Genomic DNA, 22120 nt, shown 5'->3' with positions numbered 1-22120 from the left:
GATTATTACGATGATTGAAGCCGATCGCCTAATTACCGCAGAAGTGTTGCATTCTGAAGAAGAAGCTATCGATCGCGCGATCCGACCGAAACTACTTGCTGAGTATATTGGGCAGCCGCAAGTCAAAGATCAGATGGAAATATTCATTCAGGCTGCCAAAATGCGTGGCGATGCGCTTGACCACCTGTTAATTTTTGGCCCTCCAGGATTAGGGAAAACAACCCTAGCAGGCATTGTTGCTAATGAACTTGGGGTAAATCTTCGTACAACATCGGGGCCTGTTTTGGAAAAAGCAGGGGATCTAGCTGCGATGCTGACTAACCTAGAGCCTCATGATGTGCTATTTATTGATGAAATTCATCGTCTCTCTCCGGTCGTAGAAGAGATTTTATATCCTGCGATGGAAGATTATCAATTGGATATCATGATTGGTGAGGGCCCCGCAGCTCGTTCCATCAAGATTGACTTGCCGCCATTTACGTTGATCGGTGCAACTACCCGAGCGGGTTCCTTAACATCTCCATTACGTGACCGATTTGGTATCGTCCAACGCTTAGAGTTTTATCAAGTTGACGATTTACAGCATATTGTGAAACGTAGCGCCCAATATATGGGGCTGGAAATCACGGAAGAGGGGGCATTACAAGTTGCGATGCGTTCTCGAGGCACGCCGAGGATCACTAACCGATTACTGCGCCGTGTACGCGATTTTGCTCAAGTTAAGGGTGATGGAACCATTGATGAAGCTATGGCAAATAAAGCGCTGGATATGCTCAATGTGGATGCCGCAGGTTTTGATTATCTCGACCGCAAATTATTGGTAGCAATCATTGATAAATTTATGGGCGGACCTGTAGGGGTAGATAACCTTGCCGCAGCGATTGGTGAGGAGCGAGAAACCATTGAAGATGTTCTTGAGCCTTATTTGATCCAACAAGGGTTTATTCAACGGACACCGAGGGGGCGTATGGCAACAGCTCATGCATATTCCCATTTTGGTTTAAAACCCAAAGAGATTTAAGTTTATTCCCCCTTATTGGGAAGGGGGATTAATTAAATATTAATTTGAATTTGGATCGAAAGTATAAGGTCCATCTTCATCAGGATCAGTTGGAATACCGTAGTCTAGCAGGCTATACAGATTTAAATTAGAGTCAGGTTTGCACGATTTCTTATTAACCAGCTTACCGTTTTTATAAACAGCAATCCCCTGAAAATACCAGCCCCTACCTTCCCCATCATAAAGCAAATAGCTAAATGGTCCATTTTGGAAACGGATATATATCGAGCCACCAGCGCTGAATGTTCCTTGCCCTACATAAATAGATTCTTGCCCTTTCGCATTGATTGGAAGTGTTATTTCAGTTTTACCTAAAGTCCCATAGCGATAAACAGGCACTTTTCCTGTCTCAACGACGACGCTGACCGTTTTGTTATTTTCTAGCTGGCAAGTATATTCAACTGCACTAGCAGATGCAGTAAATAATCCTAGTGCTAAACAAACGGCAATTTTCTTATACATATCAATAATCCAATCAATCCATATTAGGCTATAAGTATGGCGATGTATGGCGGGAAATGCGACAGAATAGTACGAAAATGGTGATGGCAATATGATTTTTCATTAATGTAACATGGACAAAAAAGCCCTAATTTAAAACAATTAGGGCTGGGTGTTGTAGGCGTCTGTAAATATTAATTTTTAGTTTTCACGCAAAGACTTAATACGAATAAGATTGCTGATGTTAATACAACAGAGGGACCGGCTGGTGTATCGTAAAATGCAGATAAGGTTAAGCCACCGGTTACTGATACCATGCCAATCAATACTGCAATTAACGCCATTTGTTCCGGTGTTCTAGCAAAACGTCTTGCAGTCGCGGCGGGAATGATTAATAGAGACGTAATAATCAAGGCGCCAACAAATTTCATGGCAATACCGATCGTTAATGCGGTCACCATCATTAATAATAGGCGAGAGCGTCGTAGGTTTATTCCGTCTACAAAAGCCAGTTCAGCACTGACCGTCATTGATAAAAGTGCCCGCCAACGATAAAAAAGCAACCCACAAACGACAACAACGCCAATCAAAATCGTTATAATATCTTCGTAAGTTACTGATAGTAAGTCACCAAATAAATATGCCATGAGGTCAACACGGACATTCGCCATTAAGCTAACAACAACTAGACCTAATGAAAGTGAACTGTGAGCCATAATGCCGAGTAGGGTATCGACCGCCAGTTGTGGACGTTTTTCTAACCACACTAAAATCAATGCTAACAGTAATGTGACGGCGATAACGGCATAGAATGGATTAATGTTCAGTAACAAACCGAATGCAACGCCTAATAGAGAGGCATGAGCGAGAGTGTCGCCAAAATAGGACATTCGACGCCAAACAACAAATGAGCCAAGTGGGCCCGCAGCGATAGCGAGCAACATACCTGCAATCCATCCAGGTAACAATAACTCAATCATGGCGGCAATCCTTGCTATGTTGATGGGATAAAATCACGTTACCTTCTAAATCATGTTGATGATTGTGCTGGTGGCGGTATACCCCAAGCTGTTGGGCTCCACGATAGCCGAACATAGCGACAAATTCTGGGTGATTGGAGACGACATCGGGTGCTCCAGAGCAGCAAATATGCCCATTAATGCACAAGACTTGATCAGTTTTTGCCATGACTAGGTGAAGGTCGTGGGAAACCATAAGAACCGCGCAACCAAGTTCGGTTCTAAGTTGGTTGATTAAATCATACAGAGCAACTTGCCCGTTGATATCCACCCCTTGAGCGGGTTCATCGAGAACAAGTAAGTCAGGTTTATTGAGAAGGGCACGAGCAAGAAGAACGCGTTGAGTTTCGCCTCCGGATAATTTTTGCATTGGCTGACCAATTAAATGAGTGGCTTTAACGCGTTCAAGTGCAGGTAATAAATGTTCTGAGCGGACACCTTGTTTAAGCATCATAAACCGTTTTACGGTTAAAGGTAGAGTGGTATCCAAGTGGAGTTTTTGCGGTACATAACCGATAGACAAAGATGACGCTCTATCTACGACGCCTGACGTAGGTGCTAATAGCCCCAAAACGACGCGCACAATTGTGGATTTTCCAGCGCCATTGGGACCTAAAAGCGTTAAGATTTCGCCTTTATTGAGAGTAAAGGAGACATCGTTTAAAACGACTTTATCGCCAAAAGAGACAGATATTTTATTTAAAGATAATAATGGTTGCATATAGGAAATATCTTGCAGAAATCAAGTTATGTTATATTATAACATTTTGAAATTAAGATCACGGAAAAATGTTCATGATACACAAAACGAAATTTATTGCCCGTAAATTCCTCTGCAAAGCTGCTGTAGCCACTGTATTAACAACAACTTTATTACCGATGGCAAATGCTGATGTAGTGGCATCTATCCGTCCTTTAGCATTTATCGCAGCAGGCATTGCGGATGGTGTGACTGGAACGCAAGTCTTATTACCTGATGGTGCTTCACCACATGATTATGCACTGAAACCATCAGATTTAAAAAAAATTAAACAGGCAGATTTGTTTGTCTGGGTAGGACCGGAACTAGAAATGTTTTTAGAAAAGCCAATCAGTACGTTACCACAGAATAAACGTCTGGCATTGGCTGAACAGAAAAATATTCATTCATTATTAATGTCAGAAGCTCACGAGGAGGAAGAAAGCCACGAACATGCTAGCGAAGCTAACCATGATGAGGATCACGGTCATCATCACCATGGTGAGTATAATATGCACATTTGGTTATCACCAGAAATTGCAAATTTGGCAGCATTAGATATTTATGAGCGTTTAGTAGAGCTTTATCCTGACCAAAAAGATAAGCTGGACGTAAACCTTCGTAAATTCAAAGAAAACATGGCGCAAAGCGATAAAAAAATTGCTAGTATTTTAGTATCGGCTAAGAATAAAGGATATTTTGTTTTTCACGATGCCTATGGCTACTTTGAAAAACACTATCAGCTGGCTCCTTTGGGGCATTTTACGATAAATCCCGAGATTCAGCCCGGTGCACAAAAATTGCATCAAATACGAACACAACTGGTTGAGCATAAAGCGCAATGCGTTTTTGCTGAGCCACAATTCAGGCCTGCTGTTATCGAAAGTGTAGCGAAAAATACGGGAGTCAAAATGGGTACTCTCGACCCGCTCGGTAGTGGGCTGGCAATCGGTCCAGATAGCTACATGAAATTTCTGACTCAATTGTCAGAGCAATATGCAAGCTGCCTGAATTAAGAATAGAGGAATAGTTTAAAGTGCAGCAAATGGTAAGTGGTATTGTACAAGCCTTTAGCGGGCTGTCCAAAACCCATAAGATTGTGTTAAGCACACTCACCGTCGCAACAATGGCCGTCGCAATATGGCGGCCTGTTCATATACCAGCTAACCACGAAAGTGACATTTCACCTGACACGGTCATCCCTTTTTCGCAATTTGCTACTGAACTTGAAGGGGATGACCTTATTCAAGATAGCAGTGAACAGTTGCCTGATGAGGGGGTTGCCGATGCAGATAGTGATGCAGCCGATGGCACGCCGCTCGCTCATGAATATGTTGTCTCAAGTGGCGATAATCTAACTTCCATTTTAACTCAGTTTGGTATTGAAGCTGGGGATGTTGCAACGCTTTCTAATCAACATAAATCATTACGTAATCTCAAAATTGGTCAAACACTCAGCTGGACATTGACGGCTGACGGAGAGTTAGAATCTTTAACTTGGGATGTCTCTCGCCGTGAAACTCGCGTATTTAAACGCATCGGTGCGACGAATAAATTTGAAGAAGTTAAAGAAATTCGCACGGGTGACTGGGTTAACAGTGTGATGACTGGCTCTATTAATGGCACATTTGCTCAAAGTATAAGCAAGGCAGGCTTAACACGTAATGAAGGCCGTGAAGTGACAAAAGCACTCCAGTGGCAAGTTGAGTTCAGCAAATTGAAAAAAGGCGACAAATTTACTGTTCTAATGAGTCGTGAAATGCTTAATGGTACCCATGAGCAGAGCCAATTAGTTGGGGTTCGCTTACAAACCGGCGGCAAAAATTATTATGCATTCCGAGCGGAAGATGGTCGTTATTATGACAGCGAAGGTAATGGTTTAGAACGCGGTTTCTTACGCTTCCCAACCGTGAAACAATTTAGAGTTTCTTCCCACTTTAATCCACGTCGAGTGAACCCTGTGACGGGGCGAGTCGCTCCTCACAAAGGTGTCGATTTCTCAATGCCTGTAGGTACGCCGGTTCTTGCTGTCGGTGATGGAGAAGTCATCGTGGCGAAATACAGTGGTGCAGCGGGTAACTTTATTGCAATTCGTCATGGTCGCCAATATACGACTCGTTATATGCACTTACGCCAATTATTGGTAAAACCGGGTCAAAAAGTTAAGCGTGGTGACCGGATTGCATTATCGGGTAATACAGGGCGTTCAACAGGGCCCCATTTGCACTTTGAAATGTGGGTTAACCAACAAGCAGTGAATCCGTTAACGGCAAAATTACCAAGCTCTGGTGGCTTATCAGGTAAAGACCGTAAAGAGTATTTAGAGCTTGTGAAAGAGACTAAATCTCAGCTTAAATTGAAATAATAAGTTTAGTTTTTCATTGTAATAACTGGCAGATACTTGTGTCTGCCAGTTTTTTTTGTAATGCTTTCATAACGACACTGATAGGTTATGAAAGATAGCCATAATTCTTTGGGTATAAGATGAATAAAGAAAAAGATACCGATAGCAAAAAAGGCTATGTGCCAACATTTCATAAATCGTATTTATTACCAAAATATTGGGGAGTGTGGCTAGGTGCTGCGGTCTTTGTGGGGCTCTCTTATATTCCGGTAAAAGTACGAGATCCAATGTTAGCAAAAATCGGTAAATGGGTCGGAAAGTTGGCAAAAAGTGCCCGTCGTCGAGCTAAAATCAATTTACTCTACTGTTTTCCTGAATATACAGAAGAGCAAAGAGAGCAATTGGTCGATAGGATGTTTGAAACGGCACCACAGTCATTTGTTATGCTAGCTGAATTATGTATTCGAGGATCAAAACGCACTTTAGAACGTACTCAGTGGCACAATATGCAGATCATTGAGCGATTGAAAGAGCAGAAAAGTAATGTGATTTTTATGGTTCCCCATGGATGGGCGGTTGACGCTCCTGCCATGTTGTTGGCAGCAATGGGCCAAAATATGGCAGCGATGTTCCACCATCAAAAAAACCCGGTTGCAGATTATTTATGGAATAAAGCCCGCTATCATTTTGGCGGTCGCCTACATTCACGGGAAGCGGGTATTAAACCATTCATAGCCTCGGTTAGGCAAGGTTTCTGGGGGTTCTATCTGCCTGATCAAGATCATGGAGCAGAGCATAGTGAATTTGTGGATTTTTTTGGTACCTATAAAGCAACATTACCGGCTATTGGGCGCTTAATGAAAGTTTGTAAGGCTAAAATTGTTCCGCTGTTTCCGGTGTACGATCATATTAATCACCAACTCCATATTTATATTCGTGAACCTATGGATGATATCGATGGCCAAGATGATACATACATCGCTCGCCGTATGAATGAAGAGCTTGAGTATTTAGTTGAGCCACATCCTGAACAGTACACGTGGATACTTAAATTATTAAAAACGAGAAAAGAAGGGGAGATAGAGCCTTATCAACGCAAAGACCTCTATCGATAACATCCATTACTGTTAAATAAAAAACCACGATATTAATAAATCGTGGTTTTTTTTCGTAATTAATATTTGTATTAATTAATAATATAAATTGAATATAAAATATGGTTCAAGGTCGATATCCCATAGATGATATTTAAATCTTATTGTTATATTCTTTTGGAATAAAATCATCCGGGATATTGGCTTGGAGATATGATGGAAAAAACAAAAACAACGTTAGACCAATGGTTTACCTTACAAGCAATAGTAGACTATGGTGGTTTTGCTCAAGCGGCGGAAGCATTACATAAAACACAATCATCGATTAGCTATACAATAAATAAATTAGAACAAACATTAGATACTAAAATATTTGTATTAGAAAAACGTCGAGCGATACTGACTAAGCAAGGTGAACAATTACTCGAACTATCTAGAGAGATGACGAATAAAGCCATTTCATTAGAAACGACAGCTAAATTTCTCAATAAAAACATTAATAACAAAATTAAAATAATTACAGATACATTATATAAAAATGATGAATTAATTAAGAGGGTTGGGGGGTTAATTAAAAGTAAAAAAAACTATGATATTGAGTTAGATAAGAAATTATTAACGAAATCAAATATCATGGCATTGAAGGATTTTGATCTTCTTATTACACATCATTATATAGAGTCATTAAACCCCATCTTATTAGGGGAGGTTGAGGCTGTTTTAGTGATTGATTCTAATAATAAGCTGAAGTTGCATCAAATGGATAAAGTCGTTCAGGAACTTGAATATATCCCTCAGATTGTATTGTCTTCTTCATTTCAAGATACAATAAAAAGTATACAGATGGTTAAAGTAGATAGTATAGAAACGGCAATTACACTGGTAAAAAATTCAGTTGGTTATGCTTGGTTACCTAAAAATAGAATCAATGAGGCTATTAATGATAAATCATTAATAGCCTTGGAAAATACATTTGGAAGAATGAGCTATAAATTCTATATGTATATGAATAAGAATTCATCGATAAATGACATGATAATTAATTATCTTTTCTATAGTAAGTAAATCAATCAGGCTAGGTTTTAAATTTTAAATACAAAAATCATAAATTTTTTTGATGTAGTTTGAAAATTTTCAATGTAACCATTCTTTAACTTAATTAACTTCTGGTGTTATATTTCCATCCGGCATCATTACTCATATTCAGTTATTCATGGAAGCTTTATGAATAATTTAAAATTTATCTATAGGAAATATTATGTACATTTTAAATAAAATATTAATGGTTATAGGGATTAGCTTAACTATGGCAATGAATACAGTTGCTTTTGCCTCTGGGACGATCAATTTTACAGGGGAAATTACTGAGAAAGCCTGTACCGTTGATAGCCAATCTCGTAATTTAAATATCGATCTTGGAACTGTTTCAACTAAAAGTTTATCAGCACAAGGGAAAGTTGCTGGTTTGAATAATTTTATGATCAAGCTGGTTGATTGCCCTGAAGACAGCAAAGTTACTGTTAAATTTGGAGGTACTCGTGATACGGCAGATCATGACCTTCTCGCACTGAATCAAGGTGATGGAACGGCTAAAAATGTAGGGATTGCACTTTATGAAAAAGATGCGGTTTCACAGATTAAGCTTTACCAAGACACCAAAGAAGTTACAGTGAAAGGCGGAGCTGTAGATTTGGAGTATGTTGCTTTGTATAAAGCAACAGGAGCGGCAACTGCGGGGCAAGCGAATAGTAGCACAGTATACAGTATTCAATATCAATAATATTAGGGGTGGCGGCTGTCACCCCTAACCTTTCGAATAGGTCATAACAGGCTACTCATGCATTTTTTAACATTATTTTTACTATCTTGTTTTTCTCTATCTGTACTTGCTTCAGGAATCAGTATAGGAGGAACACGGTTTGTGTATGTCGATAATAAGCGGGAAATAATCATTCCTATATTGAATAGTAATAAAGAAAAACCATTTTTAATTCAAAGTTGGGTGACGGGTTTTGAAAATGAGACTAAAGCGCCATTTATTGCGACGCCCCCATTATTTAGAGTTGAGCCTGATAGCCATGGGACTGCTCGAATTGCTTATCTGGGGGAATCATTATCCTCTAATGAAGAGAAATTGTATTTACTAAATATAAAATCAATTCCTCCTAAGCGTGATGATATTGAAAATGAATTGCAAATTATTATTAATTCCCAATTTAAATTATTTCTACGCTCTAAGGATATACAGCCGTTAAATTTTGATGATGTGAATATTATCAGGAAAAAAAACAGATTATGGATTAAAAACAATACACCATATCATTTATCAATTAAAAGTGTATTCATTGATAGCCACAACATCCAAACTTCCAAGATGGTATATCCATGGGAAGAAAAACAGATTTCCAATAAAAATATTGGCACAGAGCAATCAGTAACAATTGAATTTATTAATGACTATGGAGCGATCATTGAAAAAAATTAAGGAAGAGTATAAAGAATGGAAATACATTATTTAAAATTTAACTTATTGAGTCATCAGTGGATTGTTTTTGCTAGTACATTATTATTTCCTGTTTTGACAAAAGCGAATGAAGAGTTTGACATTAATGCAATAAATACAGGAGTAGAAAATCAAGTTACTGATGTGTCAACATTAGATTATTTTTCATATCCACAAGGTCAACTTCCCGGAACATATCAACTCGATATTTTTATTAACAATCATAAAATCGACAATGACAAAATCGAAATATTCTATGATAAAAATACCACTAAATTGATTCCTAAAATTACAAAAAAACAGCTAATCAAGTGGGGTATAAAATCATCAGTGAGTACTTCATTTGAGTCTTTATCTCTAGATGAAGATATTCATCCTATAGAAAACGTAATTGTAGGCGCTAATATTTATTATGATTTTTTTCTAAATCAACTGCATTTAAGCATTCCTCAGGTTGGGATAAATTCAGTCTTTCGTGGGTATGTAGATCCTGCGGAATGGGATGATGGAATAAACACCCTGTTTACAAATTATAGTCTGCGTTACAGCCAGTATTGGGGAAAAACCAATAAGAGCCAAAATATTTTTTTGGGACTACATAGCGGCATAAATTTTGGTGCATGGCGAGCAAGAAATCAAAGCCATTATAGCTATGGAGGAAATAACGCAAATCTAAATAGTTTACAAACTTTTATTGAACGAGATATACGCACACTAAATAGCCATTTTACGATGGGAGAAATTACAACGGATAATGGTGTGATGGAGGTTTTTCCTTACCTTGGTATGCAGTTAATGTCTGAGGAAAGTATGTTAGCCCAAAGTCAAAGGGGATTTGCACCGATAATCAAGGGAATTGCACAAACTAATGCCCATATCACCGTTACTCAAAATAACCAGCTAATTTATCAAACGGATGTACCCGCGGGAGAGTTTGTTATTAATGACCTTTATTCCATGGCTAATAGCGGTGACTTAAATATCAGTATTGAAGAAATGAGTGGCACAACTAGAAATTATACTCAGCCATTTTCTGCACTTCCTATTATGCAAAGAGCGGGAACACTAAAATACAGCATCGACATGGGGAAATATCAAGGGGAGCAAGGTGTAAGGTTTCCGTACTTTGCCAAATTGATAGGGACATATGGTTTACCGAATCATCTAGCACATTATGGTCATCCATCTGTACTGGGTGGCGTATTAATTTCCCAAGATTATCAATCCTATATATTAGGTGGCGGGCTTAATTTAGGGAGACTTGGCGCTGTATCTACGGACTTTACTTATTCCTCATCAGAATTTATTAACAAGGTTAAAATAGCAGGGCGGGTTTACCGAGTACAGTATGCTAAATATCTGCAAAATAGTGGCACAGGTATTAATTTATCATTGCTTCATTATGCTTCAGCAAACTATGTCAATTTTGTGGATTCTAATTCTCGTTTTCGTGAAGGACGGGGACGAAAGCAACGATTACAGGCAGTAATGACCCAGTCAGTGGGTTATACGGGGTATTTGTCACTGAATGGTTTTCAGCAGTCTTACTGGGGGCATGATGGCGTTGATAATAGTATTACTGCCAATTTCAGTTCTCAGTATCAAGGGATGAATTTAAGTGTTTCCTATAGTTATACACAACAATATGATCAACAGGATAATGATGGGATATTAGCCTTTAATCTGAATATGCCATTTTCATGGAAGAAACAGCATTATTGGGGAAATGCTAGTTATCAAACGAGTCGACATGGTGATCCCTCCAGTGTTCTGAGTATTAATGGAATTGCTTTCGATGACGATCAATTACATTACGATTTATCTCAACGATATAACCATAATAACCAGCAAGTGGGTTACGGGCTTAGAACTCACTATCTGAGCTCCAAAGGTGAATATGGGCTTGGTGTGGATTATAGCTCTGACCATCGTTCTATTAATGGAACCGTTTCTGGTGGGCTTTTATTGCATAGCGGTGGACTCACTGCATCCCGTAATTTTTATGACTCTGCTGTATTAGTTAACGCCCCCAATATTCCCAACTTAAAAATTACCAATGTCCCTTCGCTCTATACCAATACCCATGGATATGCATTGATCCCAATGGCAAGTCGCTATGAGCGTAATAACGTGAGTATCGACGCTTCAACACTCGCAGGTAACTATGATATTCCGATAAATACCAAGACCGTCGTGCCGACTCAAGGAGCCATTGTTCTTGCTGATTTTGAGGTTAAACGTGGGGGGAGAATTTTACTTAAACTAAAGACCAAGGGGAACCAAGTTGCCTTGGGTTCACAGGTTAATGCGTTAGTGAGTGAACAGGTGGTGGCAACGGGGATGGTCGCGAATGATGGCGAAGTCTACCTCAGCGGGGTACCTGAACAAAGCGTAATCCAAGCAATATGGGGAGTGGGAACGGAAAATCAATGTCAACTTTCTCTCACAATTGATATGGAAAATACAAATATTCAATTTATTGAAGGGGAATGTAAATAGGAAACGTCATGAACAAATGGATAATTTATATTACAGCACTATTTTATTGTCCTTCTGTGTTTGCAGAATATCGAGCTGAATTTAGTTCCTATACAGTATCTATCCCTAAAACTTTGTATGTACCTAAAAATACGCCAATAAATACATTGTTGGCGACGGTTGATTTGGGGACGTTTACACCATGGGTATGGTGGAATGAACAGGGTATAACGCGGGTTGGAATTAATTTACCGGGTATATTTGATGACCATTACAGTATTTCTGGTGTTGGCGCGATTAAAGAAATTGGGGATTCAGGAATTGGTTTTGCATTGCATGGTGTGGTGAATAGCCCTTGCTCTGGGAGAGGTTATGTTAATGGGCGCAACCAGCGCGATGGCAATCCAGCTAATCGATTGTTATGCCCTTCAACGTTATCAACTAGCCACTATAATATTAGTTTGAAAGTCGCATTTTATAAGGTCCGTCCGCAAGTAAAAACACAGTGGATTCCTAGTACGAAGGCGGCTATGTTGATATTATTTAATGATAAATTCATTGCACAAGATAGCTATGGAAATTTTGAACCGACAATTTGGTTGAGCCCGATTAATGTTATCTCTAATGGTTGCGAGGTCAAAAATCCATTGATCAGTGTCTCGCTGAATAAAGTAGAAAAAAGCGCTTTTAAGGGTGTCGGAACGACGAGCTCTGATGAGCGAAAACGATTTAAGATTGAACTGGAGTGCGACGCAGGATCCGCGATTAAAATCACCTTTATTGGCAACCAGGACCTAAGTGGAATCGCGGGAACGATAGCTTTAAATAATCGTTCTCATAGGGAGACGGCGAAAGGATTTGGAATTCAGATTAAACATAAAGGGAAACCGATTAAACTCAACCAAAAGATGCTAATAACTCGCTCAAATCAGACGGTGCAATACAGTATTCCTCTTGAAGCGGCTTATGTTCAAACTGAACAGACAACACGGGCGGGTAAAGCTGAAGGGACATTGCAATTTAATCTACAATACGAGTAAGTAATACAAATATTAAAGGGAGCAAATTGCTCCCTTTTGGTGCGGAATGATTTATTGATAAATCATTCAACAACTAAGATACGACAAGTATTGGTGCTTCCAACGGTTCCCATTTGGTCACCTTGGGTAACTAATACAATATCACCAGCCATCAGGTAGCCATTATCGCGCAAACGCGTTACAGCCTCGCTTGCCGCAGCAATACCATCAGTATGGGTGTTACAAAATACTGGTGTGACACCACGGTACAGAGAGCATTGATTCAATGTTTTTTCATGGCGTGACATAGCAAAAATAGGTAAGCCAGAACTAATACGAGACATTATGCGTGCAGTGCGTCCTGATTCGGTCATAGCGATAATAGCTTTGACTCCTTTCAGGTGGTTAGCGGCATACATAGTTGACATCGCAATGGCATCTTCTGAGCTTTCGAATTCAGCATCTAAACGGTGTTTAGAAATATTCAAGCCCGGCATTTTTTCTGCGCCAAAACAAACCTGAGCCATTGCGGCTACAGTTTCCGCTGGATATTGTCCTGCCGCAGTTTCCGCAGATAACATAACGGCATCTGTACCATCTAATACAGCGTTCGCGACGTCCATAACCTCTGCACGAGTTGGCATTGGGTTAGTGATCATCGATTCCATCATCTGAGTGGCAGTGATGACGACACGGTTGAGCTGGCGAGAACGGCGGATCAGTTTTTTCTGTACAGCGACCAATTCAGGGTCACCAATTTCCACACCTAAATCGCCACGGGCGACCATGACAACGTCGGAAGCGAGAATAACTTCATCCATGACTTCATCGGTAGCAACGGCTTCTGCACGTTCAACTTTAGCCACTATCTGACATTCACAACCCGCATCACGAGCTAAACGACGAGCGTAATCTAAATCTTCACCTGAACGAGGGAATGAAACTGCTAAGAAATCAACACCAATTTTAGCCGCGGTTTTAATGTCTTCTTTATCTTTTTCAGTCAGCGCTTCAGCTGAAAGACCGCCACCAAGCTTATTGATGCCTTTATTATTTGAAAGTTGTCCACCAACAGTGACTTCAGTAAATACTTGTAACCCTTTGACTTCGCGAACTTTGAGTTGAACTCGACCATCATCAAGAAGCAGGATATCACCTGGAACGACATCAGCAGGAAGACCTTTATAGTCAATGCCCACTTTTTGTTGGTCGCCTTCACCTTTACCGAGTGACGCATCTAACGTGAATTTATCGCCAATATTGAGGAAGACTTTACCGTCTTTGAAAGTAGAAACACGAATTTTTGGACCTTGTAGATCCCCGAGGATGGCTACGTGGCGACCTAAGCGGGCTGCAATCTCTCGCACTTTATTCGCGCGCGCCATGTGGTCTTCAGGAGTTCCGTGTGAGAAGTTGAGACGCACAACGTTAGCACCAGCATTGATAATTTTTTCTAGATTATTATCGCGATCGGTTGCTGGACCAAGGGTTGTAACAATTTTAGTTCTTCTAAGCCGTCTAGACATGTATTACTCCGTGACCTGTAATGGTACAAATATAAGTGAAACCATTTCACTCCATTTCGAAACCTATTTACTGCAAATAAGGGTGCTGACACGAGCACAGCTATTATATACAGCAAATTTGTTAATGCTATCAGGCGAACAAAAGTATTTGGCCTGACAGTCTTATATCGTGCTCTTCAACATTGTTATTTCTTTCAGACGTTATCAAACCGCGAATCGCGTAATGCTTCTTTGACGCGTTTCAAGTTATCTCTAAATTTTTCGCCTCTTCGCAAAGTAAATCCAGTTGTCAAGACGTCGATCACAGCAAGTTGAGCCATTCTAGAAACCATTGGCATATACATATCAGTATCTTCAGGGACATCGATAATAATCGATAGGGTGGCTTCGAGAGAAAGAGGGGAATCTTCAGAAGTAATTGCAATCACGGTTGCATCATTACTGCGAGCAAGTTGCGCCATATCAACCAATGCTTTAGTTCTTCCTGTGTGTGAGATAAGCACAATCACATCTCCGTCACCACTATTCATACAGCTCATGCGTTGCATCACAATATCATCGAAGTATATGACTGGAATATTAAAGCGAAAAAATTTGTTCATAGCATCATGGGCGACAGCCGCGGAGGCGCCAAAGCCAAAAAAGCTAATTTTTCGTGCTTGAGTTAACAAATCGACGGCTCGGTTAATGGCGCTAATATCTAACGTGTGTTTCACGTTGTCTAATCCCGCCATCGCCGATTCAAAAATTTTATGGGTATAGGTATTAACCGTATCTGTTTCTTCAATATGACGATTAACATAAGGTGTTCCATTAGCAATATTTTGTGCCAATTTTAATTTGAAATCGGGGAAACCCTTGGTTTCCATTTTACGGCAAAACCGATTGACGGTAGGCTCGCTGACTTCTGCCAATTCTGCCAAGGCCGCAATACTCAAATGAATGGCTTTTTGGGGCATACCTAAAATTACTTCTGCCACTTTTTTTTCTGATTTACTTAAAAAATCGAGGCTGGTTTTCATTTGTTCTAAAATATTCATATAACAAAAGTGCCTATTTCAGCGAAAGGAGAAATTTTTATGCCATCAGGGTATTGTGGCGTTACTATTTCAATAAGAGTGAAAATATACTACCTCTTAGAGGTAAGCCATCTAAACACGTAGGGCAATTAAGGGCTTTTTTACGAAAGTATGACCCGTATCTAATTTTCGGCTCAGTAAACTCACTACAAAATCGGTTATTTTCTTACAAAGGCTGTAACCATTCAGTTATTTAGTTTTCTAAAATTCAACGTGGTATGCTGGATTTTTCAGCATAAAAACTGTGACCAGTATCATCAATATTTACGGAACAGAAGCAAAAAGGTACATTAGCGGGCAACGGTCAATTTTTCATAACAATAATGCTCAGAGCCTATCCCATTAGACAGACATAAATTCGCAGGCTAATGGGATAGATTCTAAATTCCGCAAATTGAGGAGAACCAACATGGCGGTACATAATGCTGCTCAAGCTTGTGACTTGATTATATTCGGCACTAAGGGTGACCTAGCCCGTCGCAAGTTACTTCCTTCGCTATATCAATTGGAAAAAGCAGGTTATATCCATCCAGATACCCGCATTATCGGCGTTGGTCGCGCTCAATGGGAACAGAACGACTATATAGAGTTTGTCGAAAAAGCGTTAAATGAATTCTTAAAAGAAAAATTAGACCCCGAACTTTGGCGTCGATTAAGTGCGCGTTTGGATTTTTGTAACCTAGACGTCAACGAGACAGATAACTTTGTCCGCCTCGCTGAGATGTTAAAGCAGGATACTCAACCTGCCATCCATTATTTTGCAATGCCACCGAATACATTTGGCGCAGTGTGCCATGGTCTGGGTCATGCAGGTCTGAATAAACAGCCAAACCGCGTTGTAATGGAAAAACCATTGGGTACAAACTTGGCTTCTTCTCAAGAAATTAATAATGAAGTGGCTAAATATTTTGAAGAGAACCAAGTTTACCGAATTGACCATTATCTTGGTAAAGAAACCGTATTAAACCTGTTAGCGCTACGTTTTGCGAACTCACTATTTATCAACAACTGGGATAATCGCACGATTGACCATGTGCAGATTACCGTTGCGGAAGAAGTGGGTATTGAAGGGCGTTGGGGTTATTTTGACCAAGCTGGCCAAATGCGTGATATGGTGCAAAACCATTTACTGCAAATTTTAACCATGATTGCGATGTCTCCTCCTGCGGATTTAACCACAGATCGTATTCGTGATGAGAAAGTAAAAGTTTTGCGCTCATTACGCCGTATTGACCATACTAACATTCGTGAAAAAGCGGTTCGTGGTCAATATACAGCGGGTTTTGTTCAAGGTAAAAAAGTGCCTGGCTATTTAGAGGAAGAGGGTGCTAATAAGCAGAGTATGACCGAGTCCTTTGTCGCACTGCGTGTTGACATTGATGACTGGCGTTGGGCTGGCGTTCCTTTCTACCTACGTACAGGGAAACGTTTACCAGCAAAATGTTCAGAAGTGGTGGTGTATTTTAAAAAGCCTGCGCTGAATATTTTCTCTGATAGTTACCAAGATTTACCGCAGAACAAATTAACCATTCGTCTGCAACCAGATGAAGGGATTGATATCGAGATCATGAACAAAGCACCGGGCTTGGATCATAAGCACCGCTTACAAACCACCAAACTGGATTTAAGTTTCTCTGAGACCTTTAATCAAACTCATCTCGCTGATGCTTACGAACGTTTATTATTAGAAGCCATGCGTGGTATCCAGGCATTGTTCGTTCGCCGTGATGAAGTTGAAGAAGCATGGAAATGGGTTGATTCCATCATGGAGGCTTGGGCGATGGATAACGATATGCCAAAACCTTACCAAGCGGGAACATGGGGACCGATTGCTTCTGTTGCGATGATTGCTCGTGATGGTCGTTCATGGAACGAGTTTGAATAAAATACATTGAGTTTCATTGTGAAGGCCCTAGTTAAATATAGGGCCTTTTTTATACCACGAAGAACTAGAGTACTAACTCGCTACGTCCTGTCGCTGCCATATGAATGATCCCTTGTTCGATACGCAAACATGCCATTTTAGCCGCATCAGGAACGGACAAACCTGCTAATAATTGAGCGGTAAGTTCTGCACCAAATAAATCACCAGTGCCCTTTGGCGTGACAGGGTAACGTTTATGACGAATGACGGCCACATCTTGTTTGGTAACACACACCACTTCAATGCTCTCATCATCTGGCTGAAAGGCGCTAGTAATAATAACCCACTGGGTATAACCCTTTAATAATGATCGAGCTGCTCGAGTCGCATCCTCAAGGGTATGAATTTGTTGCCCACTGAGCGTTGAAAGCTCAAATTTGTTGGGAATAATGCCTGTGGCAAGCGGAATGACTTCATGGCGATAGACATCAGCAATTTCAGGTGGAATATAAAAGCCACTATCTTCATCTCCCATCACAGGATCAACAATTACCGGTATTTTTGGATGTTCTTCACGAACTGAAGCTAACCAATCGGCTAAGTCATGCGCTTTACTTGGTGAGCCTAAATAGCCAGTCAAAATTGCTCTTACAGACGGTAAGCTGCCTCGCTCAACGAATCCTTGCAGATAACCACGAAACCACTCGCTCGGCAGTTCTCCACCATAGCAGGTGCTGTAATGAGGTGTATTGCTCAAGATAACAGTAGGAACTGCCGCAACTCTCAACCCTTGTTTGGTCAATGCGGGAACTGCAATGCTATTACCAACGCTACCATAGACAACTTGGGATTGAATGGAAACAACATCATAAGGAAGGGGGGTTGCGTCAGTAGAGTTTTGAAAGCTATTAGACGTTAGGCTGAAGGTATCCATGTATCTCTCTTATTTATTCTTTTCACATATATTGACTATAAGAAGCCTGTTGTTAAGGGTTGTCAATGGTAACGTGGAAAATGGATATGAAGTTAATTTAGCGCAGCATAAAAGAGGGTAAAATAATTTTTTTTCAATCAAATTTTCTAAAAAGAAATGTGGGATAAATCGGTTGGTTATTCGACAAAATAGGGCGCTCACTAGGGTTGGTTAGCATATTAATGAATAATTATGCAATAAAGTAGTCAATGGAAAAGGTGTTTGTATTCATTGACTTAATATTTTTGGCATGATAAAAAGGAATTCGATCAATTAACTATATGAGGGTTCGGAGTAACTTGGATGGATGTCCATCTGATGAAATGAATGTGATATCATGCTTATCGCGACTAATGTCAAGATCAGTAAGTCCCAAAGAAGAACAACACACAAACTTTTCCTTTCTGCCATTCTGTCCAGTGAATACCACTGGTGCGGTGCGTTATAGCGTCTCTCTCGATTATTCATTCTGCTGAATAAAAACAGCAATTCGTTGTTATTGTTTGAATTTTTAACAGCTTCATGCCCAAGAACTAAGCTAATTATTATTTTTTGCTGTGCAAAAAGCAGGCTATGGCGTGGCTGTATCGTGAGGGATTATATGATGATTTATTGGATATTTTTAGCATTAGCTATTGTCACTGAAGTAATAGGTACATTATCAATGAAACATGCCAGCGTCAGCGGTGATTTTACCGGTATGGCGGTGATGTATGTGATGATTGCGACCTCCTATATTTTGCTTGCTGTAGCGGTCAAAAAAGTCGCCCTTGGTGTTGCTTACGCCATGTGGGAAGGTGTGGGAATTTTATTGATTACCACCTTCAGCGTGCTTTGGTTTGATGAGTCTTTGTCACCGATGAAAATTGGTGGGCTGGTCTTTCTGATTGCGGGTATTGCTTTAATAAAATCCGGTACCAAGAAAGCCACAACCAGCCAATCGGCACAGAAAGTAAAACATGCTACCCAAAAAGTAGTGAGTGCAGCGAAGGCTCGAGCATTAACAAGTAAACCTATGAAATCAGAGGTGAAACATGGATAACCAATTTGAATGGTGGCATGCGGCATTCCTGATCCTTGCGGTTGTACTGGAAATTATTGCTAACGTTTTATTAAAAATGTCGAATGGATTTAAACGTTATTGGCTAGGAATTTTGTCACTTGTCGCTGTATTAGGTGCATTTAGCGCATTAGCACAAGCTGTCAAAGGCATCGAATTGTCTATCGCTTATGCACTGTGGGGCGCGTTCGGTATTATTGCGACGGTAGCCGCTGGCTGGATTTTATTTAATCAACGCTTAAACTACAAAGGTTGGGGCGGAATTGTGTTCCTACTGGTAGGAATGGTATTGATTAAAATGTCGTAATCGATAATACAATTCTTAAAGCTATTAGGACTATATTCAATAATATAGTTTTAATAGCTTTTCAATATACAATCACATCTGAAAATTTCTCACCAGAATGGGTAAAGTCGGTTTTTATGGGCGACATATAATCAAATTTGTCAGTCCGTTTTGAGAGAGGAGTGGATCTTATGCTGGGAGCAAGTGACCTTATAATACATATTTAATTAAGTTTACTTAGGTCATGGTTATCAATAATGCTGTATTATATCGTTTTCGTACAGTAAACAGGTAAACAAGTATGGATGGATGGGAAAAGCCCCTTACATTGGCAGAACAGATACAGTTAGCTTTGAATTTAGGTTATGAGGCAGTACCAGACCAAGATGCTTACACGGGGGCATACTTCATTAAAGGTGGTAAGAAGTGGATTTTTAACATTATCGGTCTCAAAAAGACGTTGAATGTAACTTCAGATGATGAACTAAGAATGCAGGATTATGATGTTGATATGTATTTCGAAATTAGTCAAAACTGGTCGCAATACCAAGATATGATTTTTGGAAGCGACGATATTTCGCCTTCGCCCGAAAACGAACTTACTTCAATTTACCATGACCTGCAGTTAACAAATGATCCTGGGGAGATGGTGTATTTGTCTGATGGAATGTGGTTGGATTCCAACGGTCGGATTGTACAACGCTAGCACTCAAACTCTCTTAGTGAGCTTCTTTAAGACCAGCAATCGATAATTGGCTATTAGTTTGCTGGTCTACCCCATTAAATTGTCTTCTTGTACTTTCTGCAAAGCGTTGACATTTTCCTTTTTAATCAACACATGACGGTGTTAACAGCATCATTTTTTGGCGCTCATCACTCAGAACGATTTTAGGGCTGCTCTGAGCGAGGAGCGAAAATCATTCAGTTTGCAATACAACTCGGAGAAAAGTCTGTTGTATACAAACGATCATTTTTAAGTCATTGCTAGACATAAGCATCCGTATTAACGCAGTGTATGCGTTATGTTACAATACACTTTTATTTTTAGTATCTTGCTAAAAGGGATTGCAAATGACACCTGAGTACAGAATCGATGCTGAAAAAAGAATTACTGAATATTTAAAATCTCAAAATCTAGAAAACATAAAAAATATGCAAGTTGAAAAAACATTTAATGATTTAGGTTTTGAGGTTAACATTTGGAACGTCAGAACAAAAAATGACGGTAACTGGTGGGTTGCTGAAGGTGAAAACGTTCCTTTAAACTTATACACTCAAGATGAGTTTTTCTTTTCTGCTGATGAAGCATATTCTTTTCATTTGGGTATAACTCAACGATTACAAGCAAGGCATCAAAATGGTTTCAAACATGTTATTGATGAGTTACCTTTAGATATAGATATGCTTTGTTCCATTAGCAGGAGGTTAAATGCTTCTGCTATTGTCCTGAATAACATTAAGGCTCCTGAAGATATTCAAGGTATTGGACTAACGTGTAGAGAGAGTATGGTTGAGCTCGCTGCTCATCTTTATAAAGCTCATGAGGATATATTAAAAAGAGAACAGATCAAAGCTGCTGATTTTAAAAATATTTGTCGAGTTATTATTGGGTTATATGCCGCAGGAAAACGCAATTCAAGCCTCAGAAAATATTGTCGCTCAACAATAGAGTCTGCTTGGGATTTTTCCGCAGAGACAGTACACTCTTCAAATAAAAATACTCCCGATGCTAAAATTTGCCTTATACTTACTTGCACCGCAGTTTCATTAATTCAAAACTTATTCCTTAAATTCATAGGCTTTGATAACGAAATAAAATGTCCTAACTGTCATAGTCTAGTAAGTGAAATTTACGAGTCTGAAGAAGATAGTCAACTACACGTAGTATGCGGAGAATGTGGGCAAGTAGTACAAGTGCTTTCAGAAGAAACTGATGATCAATCATAAACACTTTTGATAGTTCTTAATTCGGGTGGTTTTATTTTAATTTATTAATCGACTCAAAATGAAGAATGTCTAATTCTGCCACAAAACCACCTATAGTAATACTTTTAGGCGACTGCGGCGATAAGTGAAAATATAAGGTCTATAGCGTTTGTAATGTCCGCCGTTGGCACAAAGCTGACTGTCTGATTACATATAGCCCCGTAAACGCAGAAGATGAAAATTAAGTGACAGTGTTCAGCTAAAGCTCAAAATATCCAGTTAAAAATAATGCCGTTCACGTAAGGTGACCGGCATTAGGCAGATGTTCTTTTCAAGTATCAATCAAGACTAATCAATCGCGGCAACGATTTTAATCTCTACTTTATATTCTGGCTTCATTAGTGCCGCTTGTACGGTGCAACGGACAGGGGCGCTACCTGCAACAACCCATGCATCCCACGCTTGATTCATTCCCGAAAAATCGGCTTTATCTGCGAGAAAAATCGTCGCATCTAAAATCTTGCTTTTATCTGAGCCGACACGCTCTAACATCACATCAATCGCGGCTAATGTGTCTGTGGTTTGAATAACAATATCACCATCCAGCTTCTCAGGGACACTGGTGTAATAAACGACGCCATTATGGATGACGGCTTCAGACCAACGGATATCTGGGTCAATACGTTCAATAGTCATAACTGTTCCTTAT

Annotated in this window: 21 protein-coding genes; 14 read left to right on the top strand and 7 right to left on the bottom strand. The window is 39.8% G+C overall.

The genetic code is table 11. From position 1 onward, the window contains the following. The first annotated feature begins 10 nt into the window (after positions 1-10). Complete coding sequence (gene ruvB / locus PR761_RS04035) at positions 11-1021, top strand: Holliday junction branch migration DNA helicase RuvB (protein WP_006813135.1); 1011 nt, start codon at positions 11-13, stop codon at positions 1019-1021. A 39-nt stretch (positions 1022-1060) separates the two neighbouring features. Here ruvB and PR761_RS04030 read toward each other — a convergent pair whose 3' ends face one another. The 3 genes from PR761_RS04030 to znuC all read right to left on the bottom strand — a co-directional run bounded on the left by PR761_RS04030 (position 1061) and on the right by znuC (position 3241). Next, positions 1061-1522, bottom strand: a complete 462-nt coding sequence (locus PR761_RS04030) for a hypothetical protein (RefSeq protein ID WP_006813134.1) — start codon at positions 1520-1522, stop codon at positions 1061-1063. Positions 1523-1695: 173 nt separating this feature from the next. After that, entirely contained in the window at positions 1696-2481 is a 786-nt protein-coding gene (gene znuB / locus PR761_RS04025) for a zinc ABC transporter permease subunit ZnuB (RefSeq protein WP_154611058.1), read from the bottom strand. After that, complete coding sequence (znuC, locus tag PR761_RS04020; protein WP_006813132.1) at positions 2474-3241, bottom strand: zinc ABC transporter ATP-binding protein ZnuC; 768 nt, start codon at positions 3239-3241, stop codon at positions 2474-2476. The genes znuB and znuC overlap by 8 nt, the downstream gene beginning before the upstream one ends. Before the next feature lie 74 nt (positions 3242-3315). Between znuC and znuA the strand changes: the two genes are divergently transcribed. The 8 genes from znuA (at position 3316) to PR761_RS03980 (ending at position 12718) form a co-directional block, all read left to right on the top strand. Continuing rightward, positions 3316-4275: a zinc ABC transporter substrate-binding protein ZnuA gene (gene znuA / locus PR761_RS04015; protein WP_039854103.1), complete on the top strand. Its 960-nt coding sequence runs from the start codon at positions 3316-3318 to the stop codon at positions 4273-4275. 20 nt (positions 4276-4295) lie between these two features. Further along, complete coding sequence (mepM, locus tag PR761_RS04010; protein WP_412033762.1) at positions 4296-5624, top strand: murein DD-endopeptidase MepM; 1329 nt, start codon at positions 4296-4298, stop codon at positions 5622-5624. Between the two features lie 119 nt (positions 5625-5743). Then, positions 5744-6718, top strand: coding sequence for a lauroyl-Kdo(2)-lipid IV(A) myristoyltransferase (gene lpxM / locus PR761_RS04005; RefSeq protein ID WP_006813129.1), 975 nt, complete (start codon positions 5744-5746; stop codon positions 6716-6718). A gap of 195 nt (positions 6719-6913) precedes the next feature. Next, entirely contained in the window at positions 6914-7762 is an 849-nt protein-coding gene (locus PR761_RS04000) for a LysR family transcriptional regulator (RefSeq protein WP_230083594.1), read from the top strand. 193 nt (positions 7763-7955) lie between these two features. Then, entirely contained in the window at positions 7956-8477 is a 522-nt protein-coding gene (locus tag PR761_RS03995; RefSeq protein ID WP_006813127.1) for a fimbrial protein, read from the top strand. Between the two features lie 57 nt (positions 8478-8534). Beyond that, positions 8535-9182, top strand: a complete 648-nt coding sequence (locus tag PR761_RS03990) for a fimbrial biogenesis chaperone (RefSeq protein ID WP_039854099.1) — start codon at positions 8535-8537, stop codon at positions 9180-9182. Positions 9183-9197: 15 nt separating this feature from the next. Continuing rightward, positions 9198-11699: a fimbria/pilus outer membrane usher protein gene (locus tag PR761_RS03985; RefSeq protein WP_154611060.1), complete on the top strand. Its 2502-nt coding sequence runs from the start codon at positions 9198-9200 to the stop codon at positions 11697-11699. Between the two features lie 8 nt (positions 11700-11707). Next, on the top strand, positions 11708-12718 hold the full coding sequence (locus PR761_RS03980; RefSeq protein WP_154611061.1) for a fimbrial protein: 1011 nt from the start codon (positions 11708-11710) through the stop codon (positions 12716-12718). A gap of 62 nt (positions 12719-12780) precedes the next feature. Here PR761_RS03980 and pyk read toward each other — a convergent pair whose 3' ends face one another. Both pyk and PR761_RS03970 read right to left on the bottom strand, forming a co-directional pair. Beyond that, positions 12781-14223: a pyruvate kinase gene (gene pyk, locus PR761_RS03975; RefSeq protein WP_006813123.1), complete on the bottom strand. Its 1443-nt coding sequence runs from the start codon at positions 14221-14223 to the stop codon at positions 12781-12783. Positions 14224-14417: 194 nt separating this feature from the next. Next, positions 14418-15263: a MurR/RpiR family transcriptional regulator gene (locus PR761_RS03970; protein WP_006813122.1), complete on the bottom strand. Its 846-nt coding sequence runs from the start codon at positions 15261-15263 to the stop codon at positions 14418-14420. Positions 15264-15711: 448 nt separating this feature from the next. On the opposite strand from PR761_RS03970, the gene zwf reads away from it, so the two are divergent. Then, positions 15712-17187 carry a glucose-6-phosphate dehydrogenase gene (zwf, locus tag PR761_RS03965; protein WP_006813121.1) on the top strand — a complete coding sequence of 492 codons (1476 nt, stop codon included), beginning with the start codon at positions 15712-15714 and terminating at the stop codon, positions 17185-17187. Positions 17188-17251: 64 nt separating this feature from the next. On the opposite strand, the gene pdxK is transcribed toward zwf, so the two are convergent. Continuing rightward, positions 17252-18100 carry a pyridoxine/pyridoxal/pyridoxamine kinase gene (gene pdxK, locus PR761_RS03960; protein ID WP_006813116.1) on the bottom strand — a complete coding sequence of 283 codons (849 nt, stop codon included), beginning with the start codon at positions 18098-18100 and terminating at the stop codon, positions 17252-17254. A gap of 643 nt (positions 18101-18743) precedes the next feature. Here pdxK and mdtJ point away from each other — a divergent pair. The 4 genes from mdtJ to PR761_RS03940 all read left to right on the top strand — a co-directional run bounded on the left by mdtJ (position 18744) and on the right by PR761_RS03940 (position 21432). Then, on the top strand, positions 18744-19181 hold the full coding sequence (gene mdtJ, locus PR761_RS03955; protein WP_112836716.1) for a multidrug/spermidine efflux SMR transporter subunit MdtJ: 438 nt from the start codon (positions 18744-18746) through the stop codon (positions 19179-19181). After that, positions 19174-19506: a multidrug/spermidine efflux SMR transporter subunit MdtI gene (gene mdtI, locus PR761_RS03950; RefSeq protein WP_006813114.1), complete on the top strand. Its 333-nt coding sequence runs from the start codon at positions 19174-19176 to the stop codon at positions 19504-19506. Before mdtJ ends, mdtI begins: the two co-directional genes overlap by 8 nt. A gap of 280 nt (positions 19507-19786) precedes the next feature. Beyond that, positions 19787-20191, top strand: a complete 405-nt coding sequence (locus tag PR761_RS03945) for a hypothetical protein (RefSeq protein ID WP_154611062.1) — start codon at positions 19787-19789, stop codon at positions 20189-20191. A gap of 365 nt (positions 20192-20556) precedes the next feature. Continuing rightward, positions 20557-21432 (top strand): hypothetical protein, encoded by an 876-nt coding sequence (locus PR761_RS03940; protein ID WP_154611063.1) that lies wholly within the window; start codon positions 20557-20559, stop codon positions 21430-21432. 327 nt (positions 21433-21759) lie between these two features. Here PR761_RS03940 and PR761_RS03935 read toward each other — a convergent pair whose 3' ends face one another. Next, positions 21760-22107 (bottom strand): RidA family protein, encoded by a 348-nt coding sequence (locus PR761_RS03935; RefSeq protein ID WP_154611064.1) that lies wholly within the window; start codon positions 22105-22107, stop codon positions 21760-21762. Between the last annotated feature and the right edge of the window lie 13 nt (positions 22108-22120).

This window comes from Providencia sp. PROV210 (assembly GCF_028479445.1).
Lineage (GTDB): Bacteria > Pseudomonadota > Gammaproteobacteria > Enterobacterales > Enterobacteriaceae > Providencia > Providencia rustigianii.
The sequence above is the reverse complement of the archived record's forward strand: the minus strand, read 5'-3'. Positions and strand labels throughout refer to the sequence as shown.

What these genes read in the sequence shown, in the direction of transcription:
- PR761_RS03990 (WP_039854099.1), top strand. Translation starts at nt 8,535, where the DNA reads ATGCATTTTTTAACATTATTTTTACTATCTTGTTTTTCTCTATCTGTA.
- znuC (WP_006813132.1), bottom strand. Translation starts at nt 3,241, where the DNA reads ATGCAACCATTATTATCTTTAAATAAAATATCTGTCTCTTTTGGCGAT.
- znuA (WP_039854103.1), top strand. Translation starts at nt 3,316, where the DNA reads ATGATACACAAAACGAAATTTATTGCCCGTAAATTCCTCTGCAAAGCT.
- PR761_RS04000 (WP_230083594.1), top strand. Translation starts at nt 6,914, where the DNA reads ATGGAAAAAACAAAAACAACGTTAGACCAATGGTTTACCTTACAAGCA.
- PR761_RS03980 (WP_154611061.1), top strand. Translation starts at nt 11,708, where the DNA reads ATGAACAAATGGATAATTTATATTACAGCACTATTTTATTGTCCTTCT.
- PR761_RS03935 (WP_154611064.1), bottom strand. Translation starts at nt 22,107, where the DNA reads ATGACTATTGAACGTATTGACCCAGATATCCGTTGGTCTGAAGCCGTC.
- mdtI (WP_006813114.1), top strand. Translation starts at nt 19,174, where the DNA reads ATGGATAACCAATTTGAATGGTGGCATGCGGCATTCCTGATCCTTGCG.
- zwf (WP_006813121.1), top strand. Translation starts at nt 15,712, where the DNA reads ATGGCGGTACATAATGCTGCTCAAGCTTGTGACTTGATTATATTCGGC.
- PR761_RS03995 (WP_006813127.1), top strand. Translation starts at nt 7,956, where the DNA reads ATGTACATTTTAAATAAAATATTAATGGTTATAGGGATTAGCTTAACT.
- PR761_RS03940 (WP_154611063.1), top strand. Translation starts at nt 20,557, where the DNA reads ATGACACCTGAGTACAGAATCGATGCTGAAAAAAGAATTACTGAATAT.
- PR761_RS03970 (WP_006813122.1), bottom strand. Translation starts at nt 15,263, where the DNA reads ATGAATATTTTAGAACAAATGAAAACCAGCCTCGATTTTTTAAGTAAA.
- ruvB (WP_006813135.1), top strand. Translation starts at nt 11, where the DNA reads ATGATTGAAGCCGATCGCCTAATTACCGCAGAAGTGTTGCATTCTGAA.
- pyk (WP_006813123.1), bottom strand. Translation starts at nt 14,223, where the DNA reads ATGTCTAGACGGCTTAGAAGAACTAAAATTGTTACAACCCTTGGTCCA.
- PR761_RS04030 (WP_006813134.1), bottom strand. Translation starts at nt 1,522, where the DNA reads ATGTATAAGAAAATTGCCGTTTGTTTAGCACTAGGATTATTTACTGCA.
- znuB (WP_154611058.1), bottom strand. Translation starts at nt 2,481, where the DNA reads ATGATTGAGTTATTGTTACCTGGATGGATTGCAGGTATGTTGCTCGCT.
- mdtJ (WP_112836716.1), top strand. Translation starts at nt 18,744, where the DNA reads ATGATTTATTGGATATTTTTAGCATTAGCTATTGTCACTGAAGTAATA.
- pdxK (WP_006813116.1), bottom strand. Translation starts at nt 18,100, where the DNA reads ATGGATACCTTCAGCCTAACGTCTAATAGCTTTCAAAACTCTACTGAC.
- lpxM (WP_006813129.1), top strand. Translation starts at nt 5,744, where the DNA reads ATGAATAAAGAAAAAGATACCGATAGCAAAAAAGGCTATGTGCCAACA.
- PR761_RS03945 (WP_154611062.1), top strand. Translation starts at nt 19,787, where the DNA reads ATGGATGGATGGGAAAAGCCCCTTACATTGGCAGAACAGATACAGTTA.
- PR761_RS03985 (WP_154611060.1), top strand. Translation starts at nt 9,198, where the DNA reads ATGGAAATACATTATTTAAAATTTAACTTATTGAGTCATCAGTGGATT.